Below are 14,712 nucleotides of genomic sequence, written 5' to 3' on the forward strand. Positions count from 1 at the left end.
ACAAATTATCGAGAATATAGGCAACAACTAAGAAAAAAAGCAATGCCCTTCCTCCCCATGCCCATCACTGGCGAATGGGCTCAATAATGATAATCGTTATCATAGCACGGGCTTTTCTGGAATTTTGGATAAATACTTTCACCAAACCGATTACGCCCAAATCTTTACTGGCCAAGCTCTAACCACTCTTCCGACCGCAAATTAGCCACCAGACTAAACTGATCATTGCCCAATGGCTTAATTACGTAAGCCATCCCTTGGGGGTCGGGGTAAATGCCTGTTGTTGCTTCAAACAAATCATCGTGGCCGACAATAATGGTATTGGTCCCCTGGGCAGGCTTCTGGCTTAAAAAGGGACTGAGTAACGCCTTCATTTGGGCAATTTGTTCCGGACTATAATCTTCCGACTTCGGAAAATTCAGGTCAGCATTCTTTTCGTATCTTCCAAAAGCTAAATCCGCTGTTTGCCAAGCTCGACAATATTGACTCGAAAAAACCTGTCCATAGGGAATACCGTATTTTTCAAACCCCTGGCCGATCGCCTTGGCCTGTTGCCATCCCGTTTCACTCAAAGCCCGTTGCGTTGAGCAATTCCCCATTTCCGCTGTAACTTGATCTGCATAATCTTTTTCAGTCTGGGCGTGGCGGATATAAATCACATATCCCCCTTGCTGTAATTCTTCTAGCAAATCTTTCTTATTTAACTGGTCTTGAAAATCACGATTGGCTTGTTCGCCGGGAGTCATTTCCTCAGCCCAAGCCTGGGTAAAGTCCACTTTAAGACCGCCAATTAAGCGGGAATTACTTTCAGAAAAAGACACGCCCATGGATTGCACCCACAATACAACGCCGAACAACAGGAGGCGATTAATCCATTCCATAGATAACTCTTTAATGAAAATTATTTTTATTTGGTTCCGGCAATCATCCTAGGGGTAAATAATATTTATTGTCAATAGTGAGCTAAGTCCCGGTCGAACGATACTGAGTCCTGTTTCTGATCTTGATCAATGAATTAGGAATAATTATGAACGGCAACCAAGTAAAGAACAATGCATTTGCTCTTTATAACCATCTGTTTATCTAGATATTTGGTGATGGAAAATATTTTGAGAAAGAATTAACTCCCCATTTATGGTAGCTGTGGTAAAAAAAGTAGAAATATACTTCAGGGTTAAATAATGAAAGTTGGGAGAAGATATAGATGATTTAATTGAAAGTAAGACACTGACCGGAGCTAAAAGCCTCTTTGGTAAAGGTCTTAGCCATCTCAGTCTTACTTTGATTGACTATAAGTCTTGTTCGCGAAAACCACAGACTGGGAGTTGAAGTAGGAAAACTAAAACAATAACAAATACATCCAAAAAACAAAAGAGCAATTTTGATCAGTTGGCCGACACCGCCATTGGTGCTGGGGCGATCGCCTTTTGGCCGCTGTTAACAGTGGGAAAATATTCTTGCTAGAGTTGAGAACCCTTAAAACCTTGTCCCATAATTCTTTGCCTAATATAACCTCTGCCCCCACTGTCTGGGCAAAACCCCTGCAAATTGGCTCCCTGACCCTCCACAGCCGAGTATTGCAATCTCCCTTATCGGGGGTGACGGATTTAGTGTTTCGCCGGCTAGTACGACGCTATGCTCCCCATTCCATGCTCTATACGGAAATGGTCAGCGCCACGGAAATTCATCATCTACGCACTTTGCCCCAGGTGATGGAAATTGATCCCCAGGAAAACCCTATTAGTATCCAACTGTTTGACTGTCGCCCGGACTTTATGGCAGAAGCAGCCCAAAAAGCCGCAGCCCAGGGAGCTCAATCGGTGGACATTAACATGGGCTGTCCAGTCAATAAAATTACCAAAAAAGGTGGCGGTTCTTCCCTTCTGCGGCAACCGGCGGTGGCCGAGGCTATTGTCAAAACGGTTGTGGCGGCGGTGGATGTGCCCGTTACCGTTAAAACCCGTCTGGGCTGGGATGATGGGGAAATCAACATTATCGAATTTGCCCAGAGATTGCAGGATGCAGGGGCACAAATGTTGACCCTCCATGGCCGCACCAGGGCCCAGGGTTATAAGGGCCAGGCCCGCTGGGAGTGGATTGCGAAAGTTAAACAAGCTCTGACCATTCCCGTCATTGCCAATGGCGATATTTTTTCAGTGGAAGCGGCGATCGCCTGTTTAGAACAAACTGGGGCAGACGGGGTGATGTGTTCCCGGGGAAGTTTGGGTTATCCATTTTTAGTGGGGGAAATTGAGCATTTTTTTAAAACCGGAGAGAAGCTAAAGGCTCTCACTGTGGCGGACAGATTAACCTGTGCCCAGGAACATCTACAAATGCTTTGGGAACATAAAGGACAACGGGGACTTTTTCAAGCTCGGAAACATTTAGCTTGGTACTGCAAAGATTTTCCTGGAGCGGTTGCGTTACGGGAACAAATTTTTCAGGTCAATTCTGTGCAAGAAGGCAAAGATATACTGGATAAAGCAATTAATTCGCTCCAATAATCTGGAATAGAAGTGATGGAGTCCCTTATGGGATTAGGCTACTTTTGATGGGAGCCATCGCCCTTTCTATGACTTTCTCAGCATCCCATTTGTTTTAGTTTTCTAGTTATCCCTCTTCCGTCGATCTCGGAAACAAATTTAAACTTGAATCGCTGAGGTTCTTACCGGGTATATCTCTCAAGATTATTTGAAGAGAAAAAATAGGAGATGGAATTTTTATTGGGTACGATCCCTAAAACCTACGCTATCAAAGAGTTTTGGTGATTTGGTCTGAAATTTCCTGCTCAGACTGACGAAAGAGGGATAAAAGATTTTTGACAAGGAGATTAAAGTTAAATTGATGAAGGATAAAATGATTTTCTAATAGTTAATTATAATTAGAGAAAACCTAATTCTTGAAATGGCTCATCAGCATGGCAGAATTGCGTCTGTAATGATTTTAGCCATTGGGCCTCTTGGTGGCGATCGCCAATTATTTCTAAGACTCGGATGGGGGTAGGGCTAATTGTTTCCAATTGTTCTTTTAATGACCCAAGATCGGTAATTACGTGGTGATCCACTCCATAGGTGCCACAAAGTTGGGCAAAATCAACCGATTGGGGAGTAGCAAAATATGTTTCAAACACATCCTCACACTGGGCAATGGGTAAGGTTTGAAAAATACCACCGCCGTTATTGTTGAGCAAGATAATAGTTAAATTACCTCGCATTTGGCTTTGATTTAAAAAGCCGTTACTGTCGTGCAATAAAGATAAATCTCCGGTTAATAACACCGTTTGATGAATACTGCGGTGGGAAATTCCCATGGCGGTGGAAAGGGTGCCGTCAATGCCATTGGCTCCCCGGTTAACAAATATCCGATGGCGATCGCCGTTGGCAGGCCAGAAAAATTCCAGCCAGCGGACAGGCAAACTATTAGCCACCAACAAATTGGTTTGGGGCGGTAAACAATGGACTAATTGACTGACCATTGAAGGAGTATTGCCACCGGGATTTATGAAAGCAGAAGCAATTATTGCTTGACTCTTTGCCTGTTTTTCTTGCCAATTATGGGTATATTCTTTTTGGATTGAATCAATGGGTAAAATATTAGTGTGTAAATAATCTGCCAATTGTCCTATCGTGGCAAAGGAATAAACAGTTTGCCCTTGCAGAGGATCTAAATTTTCACCATTGCAGTTAAAAACGTAACGGGGACAATTAATAATGCTTAGCCAATTCCTTAATGCCTTGCTAGTAGGCAATTCACCAATTTGAATAATTTGTTCTGGTACCAATTGTTCTGCCCAACTTTGACAACGGACGAGAAAGTCGTAATTGGTAATTAAAACAGTTTCTCCATCGTCATAGTTACGCAAAGAACAGAGGGCATCGCATAGTACGGGATAGTGCAATGCCTTGGCGATCGCCAAAATATCAGTTAACAGGGCGTGTGCTTCACCACCGGGAATAACCCCAACTAGAATCAAACCTATTTTGGGGAAATCCCATGGCAGTAAAGGGACAACGGGGGAAGAAAAATTAATCGGCAAAGCTGGCCATAGTTGATTAAACTCCGTTATTCCCCAGTAAAAACTATTGGCATCAAATTTCTGCGCTAAAACCTGCACTGAGTCATCGGCGAGGGGAGCCAACGGTTCGTCAAAGGGACAGTTGAGATGAACTACCCCCAACCTTGGCCAAAAACACTTTTGCCAACCATGGAGCACTGTTTGCCGCAAATAATGGCAAAAATCTAAACTCGCTTCCGGTAAGGCCAACTCCGTTTGCCATTGGGGATAATGGCCATAAAGTTTGGTTTGGTCAATGGTTTGCCCCGCCCGGCAGTGACGTAATTTCGGTGGGCGATCGCCAGTGAGCACCAACAAAGGCACCTGACTGTAGTGGGCTTCAATAATGGCTGGCAAAAAATTAGCTGCCGCTGTGCCGGAAGTACAAACTAATAACGCTGGTTTGCCTGTGCGTTTACCATAGCCCAAAGCAAAAAAACTGGCAGAACGTTCATCTAAACTAACAACGCAATCAATTTCCCCATGGCGGGCCAATGCCACCGTTAAAGGACTAGAACGGGAACCGGGACAAATTACAGCTTGCCGGAGTCCCAACCGGAATAAGGTTTCCACCAATAAAGAGGCAGCCAAACCGTTGAGATTAGTGAAATCAACCATGCCCTACGCTCGAATTCATCAGGCTGGAGGAAGGCTGATTTTGCCCATTATTCCCTTGGCTTAGGTTAAGTATCGCCACCGTTGCGGCCGCAATTGCCACCAGCACTCCCCCAGCAATTAATAATTGACTAGTTTTAGAAAGGGACTGGAATTTAGCCGCTAATCCCCCTGGTGGTGGACTGGTATTTTGGTACTTTCCCATTGTTGCGAGCTGGGGAGACGGTTCTAGGGGCGGATTGAGGGGAATTTCTTCCGCCGGTAGGGGAGATTTGGGGCCAAAGGAGGGAGAAGTGAGTGATTCCCTCGGATCCTGTTCGGGCACAGAATGCTCCTGCTCCAATTCTATTTCCTTCGGTTTTGCCACTGCTTTTTTACTGAAATCGGGATAGGCGATCGCCTTGAGGCCCAATTCCGTATCCCCGGTAAAATCATCTTCTAGGGAGAGTTCTTCAGCGCTATCTTCCGTCGCCTGGGCCGCCGCTTTTTCCGCCTGGGTGGGAGTGGGAACGGAGGGGGCAATCTGGCAATGAATCAAAGCCACGGAAACATTGTCATGGCCATTAACCTGGTTGGCCAACTCTATCAATCGAGGCACTGCTTCTGCCAACGGGCGATCGCCCTGGAGCACGGGCAGGAAATCATCTTGCCAATACTGTTCCACCCGGCTATTGTCGCATAAACCATCGGAACAGAGCAAAAACAGGCAATTTGTTGGCACAATCAACCGCTGAACAATCGGATGCAGTTGGCTTGAGGGCCCCAGGCCCACCGCTTGAGTCAAAGCCCCCGATCGGGGTAATTCCACTGCATGGTGATAGAGCATCAGTCCCAGTCGCACTTCCCGAGAAGCCACATCATCATCCACTGTCACCTGTTTGCAACTCTCCTCCGTTAACCAATAGCAACGGGAATCCCCCACATTGGCCAGGAAAAATTGCTGAAAGTCCGCCAGGGCCATCACCAGGGTGGTGCCCATTCTTTCCCGCTCAATCCTTTCCTCTCGGTCATTGCGACGATTGAGTTGCTCGTTAACTTCTTCAATATCTTCTTTGAGATGCTGGATGAAACTGCGGATTTGCTCCGGATCGTTCATCTGCTTTTGAATTTTGGAAATGACACGGATGGGTAAATGCTCAATCACCCACTGGGAAGCAATTTCCCCCCCTTCCTGGCCCCCTACCCCGTCACAAATCAGGGTCATGGTGTTGGCCAATTGTTGCCCTTCAATGGGGATTTCACTCACAGGGAAACAGGCATCTTCGTTATGGTCTCGACTGGGACCAGCATCGGTCAAAGCAAAAACTGTGTAGCTAAAATCGTACTGCTCCGCCAAGGATTGAATGCCCGTGTCCAATACCCGTAACAAATGATCGGCATGGGGAATTTTGCCCTGTTTTAACTTTTGCCAGAGGGTCTGACAAAAATCGGCGATCGCCGGATGGGCATCGGTCAACAAAGGTTGCCACACCCCGGCCAGATATTTTGTCTCGTAAAATTGGTGGTCGTCTAACTTCAACTCCTGGAGAAATACCTGGGGACCCTGTACCCTCAACCAATCAAATTCCAGCAGACTGGAGACCACCCCCTGGCGTTGCAATGGTTGCCAAAGGCGGACAATTTGCCACAGCCAAGTTAATTGTTGTAACGGCGAGGCATGGTGCCACATTTCCCCCAAAGAAGGTAACAAACGCTCGTAAACCGGCTCCCCTCCATCGTTTAAGGGCACTGGGCCATAATCCAACAACCAAACAGATAAGTCTTTTTCTTCATCCCAGCTGGGGAAATAGTCATATACCTCCGGCACATTAAGCCGAAAGGGAAGGAGCTTTTGGTAGGGCAAAATGTAATCGGGAATTTCCTCCGGCCCCTCCACCCCCAAAGCCGGTGTGGTGTCCAACAATACATGGGGCCGCACCAACAGATAACGATCCAGCAGTATTTCCCCGGGTTGGTACGCCTTGATCCATTCCCCCACCGACCACAGGTAACGTTTCAACAGAGGGGTTTGGCAGGTCTTACACCGGCGATCGCCTAGATCATTGGGGGCTTGACAATCACGGTTGGAGCAGTGGACGGTCGGCACAGCATTACCCCTCGAACAAATTTCTAATCAATTTTAAGGAAATATGCAATCCTAAGAACATTTCCCAAAAGTTGTAATAGGCTAAAAGAGAAAAAACTGCCATTGTTTGCAAAATTGCCACAAGAGGATTATGAGCGCTGAAGCTGTCATCGAAAACCGAGACTATACCCTAATGATCGATAAAAGCAGTAGTATGGCCACCGCTGATGATCCCAATGGTCCCACCCGCTGGGAAATAGCCCAAGCTTCGACCATTGCCCTGGCGCAAAAATGCGAAGAAATTGACCCCGACGGCATCACTGTTTATCTATTCTCTGGCCGCTTCCGTCGTTATGACAATGTTACCGCCGAGAAAGTTGCTTACATCTACGCCAACAACGAACCCATGGGGCGCACTGATCTGGCCGGTGCCCTCAAGGACGGCCTGGACAATTTTTTCCAAAGACGGCAGGCCGGACAAACTAAACCCAATGGGGAAACCTTTTTAATCATTACCGATGGGGAACCCACTGACCGCAAAGCAGTTATCCGTTTAATTTTAGAAGCGAGCCAAAAAATTGACCGGGATGAGGAATTGGCCATTTCATTAATTCAAGTGGGTAGAGATAAAAAAGCAACGGCCTTTTTCCAAGCTTTGGATGATCAATTACAGGCCGCTGGGGCTAAGTTCGACATTGTGGACACCGTTACCATTGAAGATATGCAGGGCATGACTTTGAGCGATGTTTTGCTTAAGGCCATTACGGATTAGGGAGTGCCCGGGCCATGGTGCTAGTTTCATTCTCCCAATGGCCCAAATGCCTTGGGCTATCTCCGTTGAGGTTGACCTTGGCGGGAGTACTTACCCTTGGTTTGACCCCTGGGGTTGATGCCCAAGTCGATCGCCTCTGCGTAGGGGATTTGCAACAAAAGCTGGAAAACCATTTACAACAACCGGAATTGAGCCGGGCCCAATGGGGCATTGCCATTCAACCCTTAGTAGAGAGTCAACCCGTTTATCAACATCAGGCCGATCGTTTTTTCATCCCCGCTTCCAACCAAAAGTTAATTACCACCGCCATGGCCCTGCAGGAATTGGGGCCGAACTTTCGCTTTACCACTCAGGTTTACCAACGGGACGGGGACAGAAAAGTACAAATTATCGCTGGCGGTGATCCCAGTTTTGATGTAGATGACCTAACGGCGATCGCCGAGGCGTTAAAAAATGCGGGCGTGGAAGTGATTGAAGAATTAGAACTGGTGGATGTCATTGCCCCAGAAGATTACCAGCGCCCCAGTTGGGAATGGGACGATTTGCACTACGGTTATGCTCCCCCAGTAAACGGAGCAATTTTAGCTGGCAACCAAGTTATCCTTACCCTCCACCCCCAAGCCTTGGGGGAACCATTGGGTCTTGCTTGGTCTGATCCCTTGGCTGGTGAGCAATGGCAGATTATTAACCAAACCCAAACACAACTTAACCCCAGTAAATCTCCGCAAGTACGACAAGTTTTTGGCCGGCGCCAATTAGTCATTACAGGCAGCCTGCCTCCCCAGGGGGAACCCCGGGCCATCACCTTAGCGGTGGCTGATCCCCCCCAGTATTTCCTGGCTAGCTTGCAACAAAAGTTAGCGGCACAAGGAATTTCTGTAGGGACTCAAACCGTTAGCACTGATGCTACGGCGATCGCCGGTGCTCCGCTACTGACCATAACCTCTCCTCCCCTGGGGGAATTGATCAAAACCATTAATCAAAACAGCAATAATCTTTACGCTGAAACTTTACTCAATGCCCTGCAACCGCCACCCCATTCCCCGGACGATTGGGATAATCATTTAGAAAATCTTGGTCTGTCATCCACTTCCCTGGGTTTCAAGGACGGTTCCGGCCTTTCCCGGCAAAATCTGGTCAGCCCCCAAACCCTGGTGCAACTGTTAATTAACCAAGCTAAAAGTCCCACCTCGGCCATTTATCTCGACTCCCTGGCCGTTGCCGGGCGATCGGGCACTTTGCAAAGTAGTTTTACCGATACTCCTTTGGTCGAAAAAGTCTGGGCTAAAACAGGGACACTCACGGGGGTAGTTTCCCTAACCGGCTATGTGGAAAACCCACAATGGGGCACGGTAGTGTTCAGTTTTATGGTCAACAATAGTGACTTGGGAGCACCTCTGTTAAGAAAAGCCATGGAGCAGATGGTGCTTTGGACTGCCCAAGTTGAACAGTGTCAGTGAGGGCTGGTCAGTATTTCAGCATTAAGGAATAATCAATTCTTCCCCAGAAATTTGGTCGACAGACTAACTTGCCGGGTTCAAGGGGAGTTAATTTTCCCGCCATAGTCAGCGTCTAGCGCTCAAACAGAGGTAGGAATCCACTACTCTACCGGTGCGCTGGCAATTAACCAAGAGATAATCACACACAGGGCAAGCGGTTTCCGTGACAATTTCCTTTTCAATCAAACACTGTTGGCGCACCGCATGGCTACCGCAGTTGGGACAGTGGATCGTCTGCTTGGCCAGGATTGGGGGGGCTTGGAGCGGTTGATGACGAATGATCATGGTAATTGCTCAGAATGTTAAAGGAATTTAATTAAAAATGAAGTCAAACGGGTTAAAGTACGGCGCTAAAAGACGATAAAATTTTTCTAAAGTTTATAAAACAAAGCAAGATTTAAGGTTGAAATAAATGGGAGACCAAAAACTATTCCCATACTGTTTGGTTTTGATCCCTACGGTAGTTAAGCCCATTTGCGCCCGGTCAGCCCCATCCCAGCCTTGGTAACTAGCCAGGGAAAACCGCGACACCAACGAACTTTCTCAGCCCCAATGACCAACTCAGACTAAAAAGTTAACATTTGCCAGGGACTGTTTAGATTTTCTTAACTATTAATTAAGCTTTGCTAGACAATGACCATGGGACGACAAGGACCGGTTAAGTCTTTGATCCCCGGTGGTTTTCCCTTCGTTCCCTAGGTTAAGTATTTTGGATGTTCGATTGCAGAGTCTATTTAGTTATACAAATACTCGGTGTTGTAGAGAAGGCATTTGTTGGCGCACCTGTTTGAGCCGGTCTGGATTGATTTCAGCGATCGCCAAGCCTGGTTTTTCCCCTGCATCGGCCAGGATTACGCCCCAGGGATCAATGATCATGGCGTGGCCGTGGGTGTAGCGCCGTTCGTAGTGACGGCCCGTTTGGGCTGGGGCAATAACGTAGCAAGTATTTTCAATGGCCCGGGCCTGGAGCAGCACCTGCCAATGATCCTTGCCAGTGTAGGCGGTAAAGGCAGCAGGGACAAACAGGACGTCGGCCCCTTGGCGGGAAAGATAACGATACAGCTCAGGAAAACGAACATCGTAGCAAATGGATAAACCCAAATTGCCAAAGCTGTCGGAATGGTACACAGGAGGATATTTTTGCCCAGCCATCACCGTAGCGGATTCCCAATAGGTATTACCGTCGGGTACATTGACATCAAATAAATGGGCTTTGTGGTACCGGGCCAACTCCTGGCCATTGGGGGCAATCAAGGTGGCTGTGTTATAGGCTTTCCCTGTTTCCCCCGCCACTGGGAAAGGAAATCCCCCCGCCAGGATAGTCACTTGGAACCGTTGGGCCATGGTTTGCAAAAATTTCTCTGTTGCCGTGGCGATCGCCGAGGCCTGTTCCAGCTTTTCAGTCTCATTGCCCAAAAAAGCAAAATTCTCCGGTAAACCCACCAATTCTGCCCCCTGTCGCACCGCTAGATCGATCAACTCCTCTGCTTCTTGTAAATTCTCGTCTAGGTTGGGGCGGCTGGTCATTTGTAGGGCAGCGGCTAAATAGGGTTTCATGAAAATTCCTTGTCAGAAAGAGGCAGTGGGGGCTAGCAGTTCATTTTATCCTGATCGGGTATAGGGAAGGAACTCGCTCCAAAAAAGGGAGAAGGGGCTTCACATCTTAAGATATTATGGAGAAAAACTTCCTTAAAGTTCTGCTTTTGCTAAACTAAAGTCCCCCGCTTTTTAAGATTGTAAATTTACACATATTTTTAAGGATCTGTTTTTACCCTCACTGATAAGAATTTCTAAGGAGAATAACAAGATTTACTTAACAGTTCCCCTTGGCAATCTACTCCCCAGAGTTTAGCGAGGTAACCATTAATATTGACCATCCCAGGCACGGTGGTTAACCCAAATAAATATTCTCCATTGCACTTTTACAAACTTTTTTGCTCGAATGCTTGATTCTTCAGTACCTACTTTTTCCGTTACCACGCCTCTGTACTATGTCAACGATGTGCCCCACCTAGGTAGTGCCTACACCACAGTGGTGGCGGATACTTTGGCCCGGTTTAAAAGACTACAGGGTTATGACGTTTTGATGGTTACTGGCACCGATGAGCATGGCCAAAAAATCCAACGTACCGCCGAAGCCCAAGGCCTCGATCCCCAAACCCATTGTGACCAGACTGTACTTAAATTCAAGGAACTATGGCGATCGCTCAATATCCACTATGATCGTTTTAGCCGTACTACCGATGCTAGGCATTTAGCCATTGTCAAAGACTTTTTTCAACGGGTTTGGGACAAAGGAGACATTTATCTAGCGCAACAACAGGGCTGGTATTGCGTTGCCTGTGAAGAATTTAAAGAAAAAAGGGATTTATTAGAAGATAACCATTGCCCCCTACATCCGAACCGTAAGGCGGAATGGCGGGACGAAGAAAACTACTTTTTTCGCCTCTCCCGCTATCAAAAAGCGCTGGAAGAACTTTATGGCCAAAGGCCAGAATTTATCCAGCCCAGTAGTCGTCGCAATGAAGTATTAAACTTTGTTGCCCAGGGATTGCAAGACTTTTCCATTTCCCGGGTCAATTTAGACTGGGGTTTCCCCCTGCCCAATGATCCCAACCACACCATTTATGTCTGGTTTGATGCCCTTTTGGGCTATGTCACCGCCCTCTTGGGTGAGAATGAAGAGCCTAGCTTGACCAATGCCTTAGCTAAATGGTGGCCGATTAATTTGCATTTAATTGGTAAGGATATTTTGCGCTTCCATGCAGTCTACTGGCCCGCCATGTTAATGTCGGCGGAATTACCGATCCCCGCCCAGGTTTTTGGCCATGGTTTTCTCACCAAAGATGGTCAGAAAATGGGCAAAAGTTTGGGTAACACCGTTGATCCCCTAGATTTGATTAACCGCTATGGGGAGGATGCGTTCCGCTACTATTTCCTCAAAGAGATTGAGTTCGGTAAAGACGGGGACTTTAATGAGCAAAGGTTTGTCAATGTGCTCAACGCAGATCTAGCTAATGACCTAGGTAATTTGCTCAATCGCACCTTGGGTATGGTGAAAAAGTATTGCCAGGGCCAGGGACCCCAGGTGATGGGGACAGATTTGGCACCGGATAATCCCCTCAAAGCTTTGGGCAGTCATTTGGGAGAACGGGTGAGCAGTGCCTATGAACGGTTATCCTTCACCGATGCCTGTGAGGCAATTTTTACCCTGGTGCGGGCCGGCAATAAATATATTGACGACATGGCCCCTTGGAAATTGTTTAAACAGGGTAGTCAAAAGGAGGTGGAAGATGTACTGTACAGCGTGCTGGAATCCATTCGCCTTTCTGCCTATCTTCTCTCCCCCATCATTCCCCGTTTGAGCACGAAAATTTACCAACAGCTGGGCTTCAATTGGGATTTTGACCAGTGGAGATCGCCCTTGGAGCAAGCGGAAGAATTCAACCGTCACCAGTCCTGGGGACAACTTGGTATCAACCAAAATTTACCTCCGGCTGAGCCAATTTTTATCAAACTGGAGTTGCCAGAAGGGGAGTAGAATCAAAAACTGACCCCCTGGGTCAAGGTTAAATTTTTAACATTTTTTTAACAGACTTTAACATTTTTATAATTTTCCCAACCAATTGAACCAAATTTTTTGCCCTTTTGATCCTTGAGAAACTTTTTAAAAACCCCTTTAAATTCAAATTTAATCATTTAGGAACACCATGTTTGAGGACTTTGAACAAGATGCACTGTTTACACCGGATCAGTTATTAGAAAACCGGGGTAGGGTGGCCATTTTCATCGATGGCTCTAATCTTTTCTATGCGGCATTACAGTTGGGCATTGAAATTGATTACACCAAGTTACTGCACTGTTTAACCGGCGGTTCTCGTTTATTGCGGGCTTTTTTTTACACTGGAGTGGACCGCAGTAACGAAAAACAACAGGGATTTTTGCTCTGGATGCGCCGCAATGGTTACCGGGTCATTGCCAAGGATTTAGTCCAGTTACCAGACGGTTCTAAGAAGGCTAATTTGGATGTGGAAATTGCCGTGGATTTAATGTCCCTGGTGGGTTCCTATGACACAGCAGTGGTGGTGAGCGGCGATGGAGATTTGGCCTATGCAGCGGATGCAGTCAGTTATCGAGGAGCCCGCATTGAGGTGGTGAGTCTCCGTTCCATGACCAGTGATAGCTTGATCAATGTCTCTGACCGCTACGTAGACTTGGACAGCATCAAGGAGGAAATTCAAAAACAACCCCGTCCCAACAGCAGTTATCGTAGCGCCAATGTGACGCCGCTCCTATCCCAAGAAAAATCCCCCTAAAAGCCCATTCAATTTTTTCTGTCTCTATTCATTGCAAAGGATCTTTGATCTTCCTTATGGATATTTACAAGGAAATTCCTCGCAATTGTTGGTACAGTAAAGTAGCTTGCAAATCTGTCATACCGGCAATGTAATCGGTTACTTTCAGAATTTTGGCATAGTTATCGTCGTCGGCGGCTACTTGGTGCTCTGGGGGCAACATGAATCTAAGTAGTTTCCCTTTAGGTCGGGGTTGTTTCTCCAACGTGGCAGTGAGGAAATCCGTTAATAAATCCCCTAATACTTCAAAGCCAGCAATTTTTATCCTAACCACATTGGCATGGTGAAAAACTGCATTGGTGGTTATGGTTTCAATTTCCTTTAGTTGGGGAGAAAAACAACTCAAAGCCACCAAGGATTGGTCAAATTTTCCCGCCAGAATATCCGGCTCATGGTCAAGGAAAATTTGTGCTACTTCTTTCACCAGTCGATTAATGGCTTTAGCCCGCAATCGTTTGATCGTTTCCACTTCACTGCCGTCGTACTGGTTTAAGTCAATGTCAGCAATGCTTTGTAGCTTATCTTTGACCGCTGCAAAGGGCAGATAGCCCATATGAAAACCATCTTCTAGATCGACGATGGAATAACACAGGTCGTCCGCTGCTTCCATCAAAAACGTGAGGGGATGGCGACACCACCAAGCGACCTTTGGCGATCGCCGAATGAGACCCACGGTTTCCGCTACTTCAGTGAATAGATCTTTTTCAGCTTGGAAAAAACCGTATTTTTGTAGACTTTTGCCGGGATGGCGGGCCAGGGTTCTTTGGGGAATGAAAGATTCCCGGGGATATTTGGCAAAGGTAGCCAGGGTAGTGCAGGTTAGTTGCAGGCCCCCTGGGCGATGGGGCAAACCCAGCTTAGTCAAAATGCGAAAGCCTTGGGCATTGCCTTCAAAGCGGTCAAAATCAGCTTTTTCCAGGGGATTAATTAGGGCACCGGAGCGATTTTTGCGGGCATACCATTTTTGAAAAGCCGTTTGAATGGCGTCTTCCCCCGCATGGCCAAAGGGGGGATTACCAATGTCGTGGGCTAAACAAGCCGCAGAAAGAATATCGCCAAAGTCCGCCGCTTCGATCGCCTGGAGTTGATGGCGTTTAATGATTTGATCCCCTACCATCCGCCCGAGGGAACGGCCCACGCAAGACACCTCCAAACTGTGGATCAGCCGGGTGCGGACATCGGCATTTTTGGACAGCGGAAAAACCTGGGTTTTATCCTTCAGCCGACGGAAAGCAGTGGAATAGACAATGCGGTCATAGTCCTTGAGGAAGGAAGTGCGCTCAAATTGATGCTCCTCTAGCTGTTGTTTGCCAAGGCGTTTGCGGGAAAGTAACTGTTGCCATTCCATGGGA

The 14,712-nt window shown here is 47.0% G+C and carries 11 protein-coding genes; 5 read left to right on the forward strand and 6 right to left on the reverse strand.

All coding sequences use genetic code 11. The features are described 5' to 3' along the window. Positions 1-164 precede the first annotated feature (164 nt). Entirely contained in the window at positions 165-881 is a 717-nt protein-coding gene (locus D082_RS02705) for a histidine phosphatase family protein (protein ID WP_028949299.1), read from the reverse strand. Between the two features lie 570 nt (positions 882-1,451). On the opposite strand from D082_RS02705, the gene dusB reads away from it, so the two are divergent. Then, the gene (gene dusB / locus D082_RS02710) at positions 1,452-2,504 is read left to right on the forward strand and encodes a tRNA dihydrouridine synthase DusB (protein ID WP_193386682.1); all 1,053 of its coding nucleotides are present in this window, start codon (positions 1,452-1,454) and stop codon (positions 2,502-2,504) included. A 377-nt stretch (positions 2,505-2,881) separates the two neighbouring features. On the opposite strand, the gene menD is transcribed toward dusB, so the two are convergent. Both menD and D082_RS02720 read right to left on the reverse strand, forming a co-directional pair. Next, positions 2,882-4,672: a 2-succinyl-5-enolpyruvyl-6-hydroxy-3-cyclohexene-1-carboxylic-acid synthase gene (gene menD / locus D082_RS02715; protein WP_028949297.1), complete on the reverse strand. Its 1,791-nt coding sequence runs from the start codon at positions 4,670-4,672 to the stop codon at positions 2,882-2,884. Continuing rightward, entirely contained in the window at positions 4,665-6,755 is a 2,091-nt protein-coding gene (locus D082_RS02720) for a PP2C family serine/threonine-protein phosphatase (protein ID WP_028949296.1), read from the reverse strand. The genes menD and D082_RS02720 overlap by 8 nt, the downstream gene beginning before the upstream one ends. 130 nt (positions 6,756-6,885) lie before the next feature. Between D082_RS02720 and D082_RS02725 the strand changes: the two genes are divergently transcribed. Both D082_RS02725 and dacB read left to right on the forward strand, forming a co-directional pair. Next, on the forward strand, positions 6,886-7,506 hold the full coding sequence (locus D082_RS02725; RefSeq protein WP_028949295.1) for a VWA domain-containing protein: 621 nt from the start codon (positions 6,886-6,888) through the stop codon (positions 7,504-7,506). A gap of 14 nt (positions 7,507-7,520) precedes the next feature. Then, complete coding sequence (gene dacB, locus D082_RS02730) at positions 7,521-8,966, forward strand: D-alanyl-D-alanine carboxypeptidase/D-alanyl-D-alanine-endopeptidase (protein WP_028949294.1); 1,446 nt, start codon at positions 7,521-7,523, stop codon at positions 8,964-8,966. 105 nt (positions 8,967-9,071) lie between these two features. Here dacB and D082_RS02735 read toward each other — a convergent pair whose 3' ends face one another. Continuing rightward, entirely contained in the window at positions 9,072-9,290 is a 219-nt protein-coding gene (locus D082_RS02735; RefSeq protein WP_051738659.1) for a hypothetical protein, read from the reverse strand. 453 nt (positions 9,291-9,743) lie between these two features. Then, positions 9,744-10,562, reverse strand: a complete 819-nt coding sequence (locus tag D082_RS02740) for a carbon-nitrogen hydrolase family protein (RefSeq protein WP_028949292.1) — start codon at positions 10,560-10,562, stop codon at positions 9,744-9,746. A 385-nt stretch (positions 10,563-10,947) separates the two neighbouring features. On the opposite strand from D082_RS02740, the gene metG reads away from it, so the two are divergent. Both metG and D082_RS02750 read left to right on the forward strand, forming a co-directional pair. Then, positions 10,948-12,546 (forward strand): methionine--tRNA ligase, encoded by a 1,599-nt coding sequence (metG, locus tag D082_RS02745; protein WP_028949291.1) that lies wholly within the window; start codon positions 10,948-10,950, stop codon positions 12,544-12,546. Between the two features lie 169 nt (positions 12,547-12,715). Then, on the forward strand, positions 12,716-13,321 hold the full coding sequence (locus tag D082_RS02750; RefSeq protein ID WP_028949290.1) for an NYN domain-containing protein: 606 nt from the start codon (positions 12,716-12,718) through the stop codon (positions 13,319-13,321). A gap of 64 nt (positions 13,322-13,385) precedes the next feature. Here the strand turns inward: D082_RS02750 and D082_RS02755 are convergent, their stop codons facing one another. Continuing rightward, the gene (locus D082_RS02755) at positions 13,386-14,708 is read right to left on the reverse strand and encodes a deoxyguanosinetriphosphate triphosphohydrolase (RefSeq protein WP_028949289.1); all 1,323 of its coding nucleotides are present in this window, start codon (positions 14,706-14,708) and stop codon (positions 13,386-13,388) included. Positions 14,709-14,712 lie beyond the last annotated feature (4 nt).

It is taken from the genome of Synechocystis sp. PCC 6714 (assembly GCF_000478825.2).
Classification (GTDB): domain Bacteria; phylum Cyanobacteriota; class Cyanobacteriia; order Cyanobacteriales; family Microcystaceae; genus Synechocystis.

Excerpts from the sequence above, each read along its gene's own strand:
- D082_RS02705 (WP_028949299.1), bottom strand. The coding sequence starts at position 881 with ATGGAATGGATTAATCGCCTCCTGTTGTTCGGCGTTGTATTGTGGGTG.
- menD (WP_028949297.1), bottom strand. The coding sequence starts at position 4,672 with ATGGTTGATTTCACTAATCTCAACGGTTTGGCTGCCTCTTTATTGGTG.
- D082_RS02725 (WP_028949295.1), top strand. The coding sequence starts at position 6,886 with ATGAGCGCTGAAGCTGTCATCGAAAACCGAGACTATACCCTAATGATC.
- dacB (WP_028949294.1), top strand. The coding sequence starts at position 7,521 with ATGGTGCTAGTTTCATTCTCCCAATGGCCCAAATGCCTTGGGCTATCT.
- D082_RS02735 (WP_051738659.1), bottom strand. The coding sequence starts at position 9,290 with ATGATCATTCGTCATCAACCGCTCCAAGCCCCCCCAATCCTGGCCAAG.
- D082_RS02740 (WP_028949292.1), bottom strand. The coding sequence starts at position 10,562 with ATGAAACCCTATTTAGCCGCTGCCCTACAAATGACCAGCCGCCCCAAC.
- metG (WP_028949291.1), top strand. The coding sequence starts at position 10,948 with ATGCTTGATTCTTCAGTACCTACTTTTTCCGTTACCACGCCTCTGTAC.
- D082_RS02750 (WP_028949290.1), top strand. The coding sequence starts at position 12,716 with ATGTTTGAGGACTTTGAACAAGATGCACTGTTTACACCGGATCAGTTA.
- D082_RS02755 (WP_028949289.1), bottom strand. The coding sequence starts at position 14,708 with ATGGAATGGCAACAGTTACTTTCCCGCAAACGCCTTGGCAAACAACAG.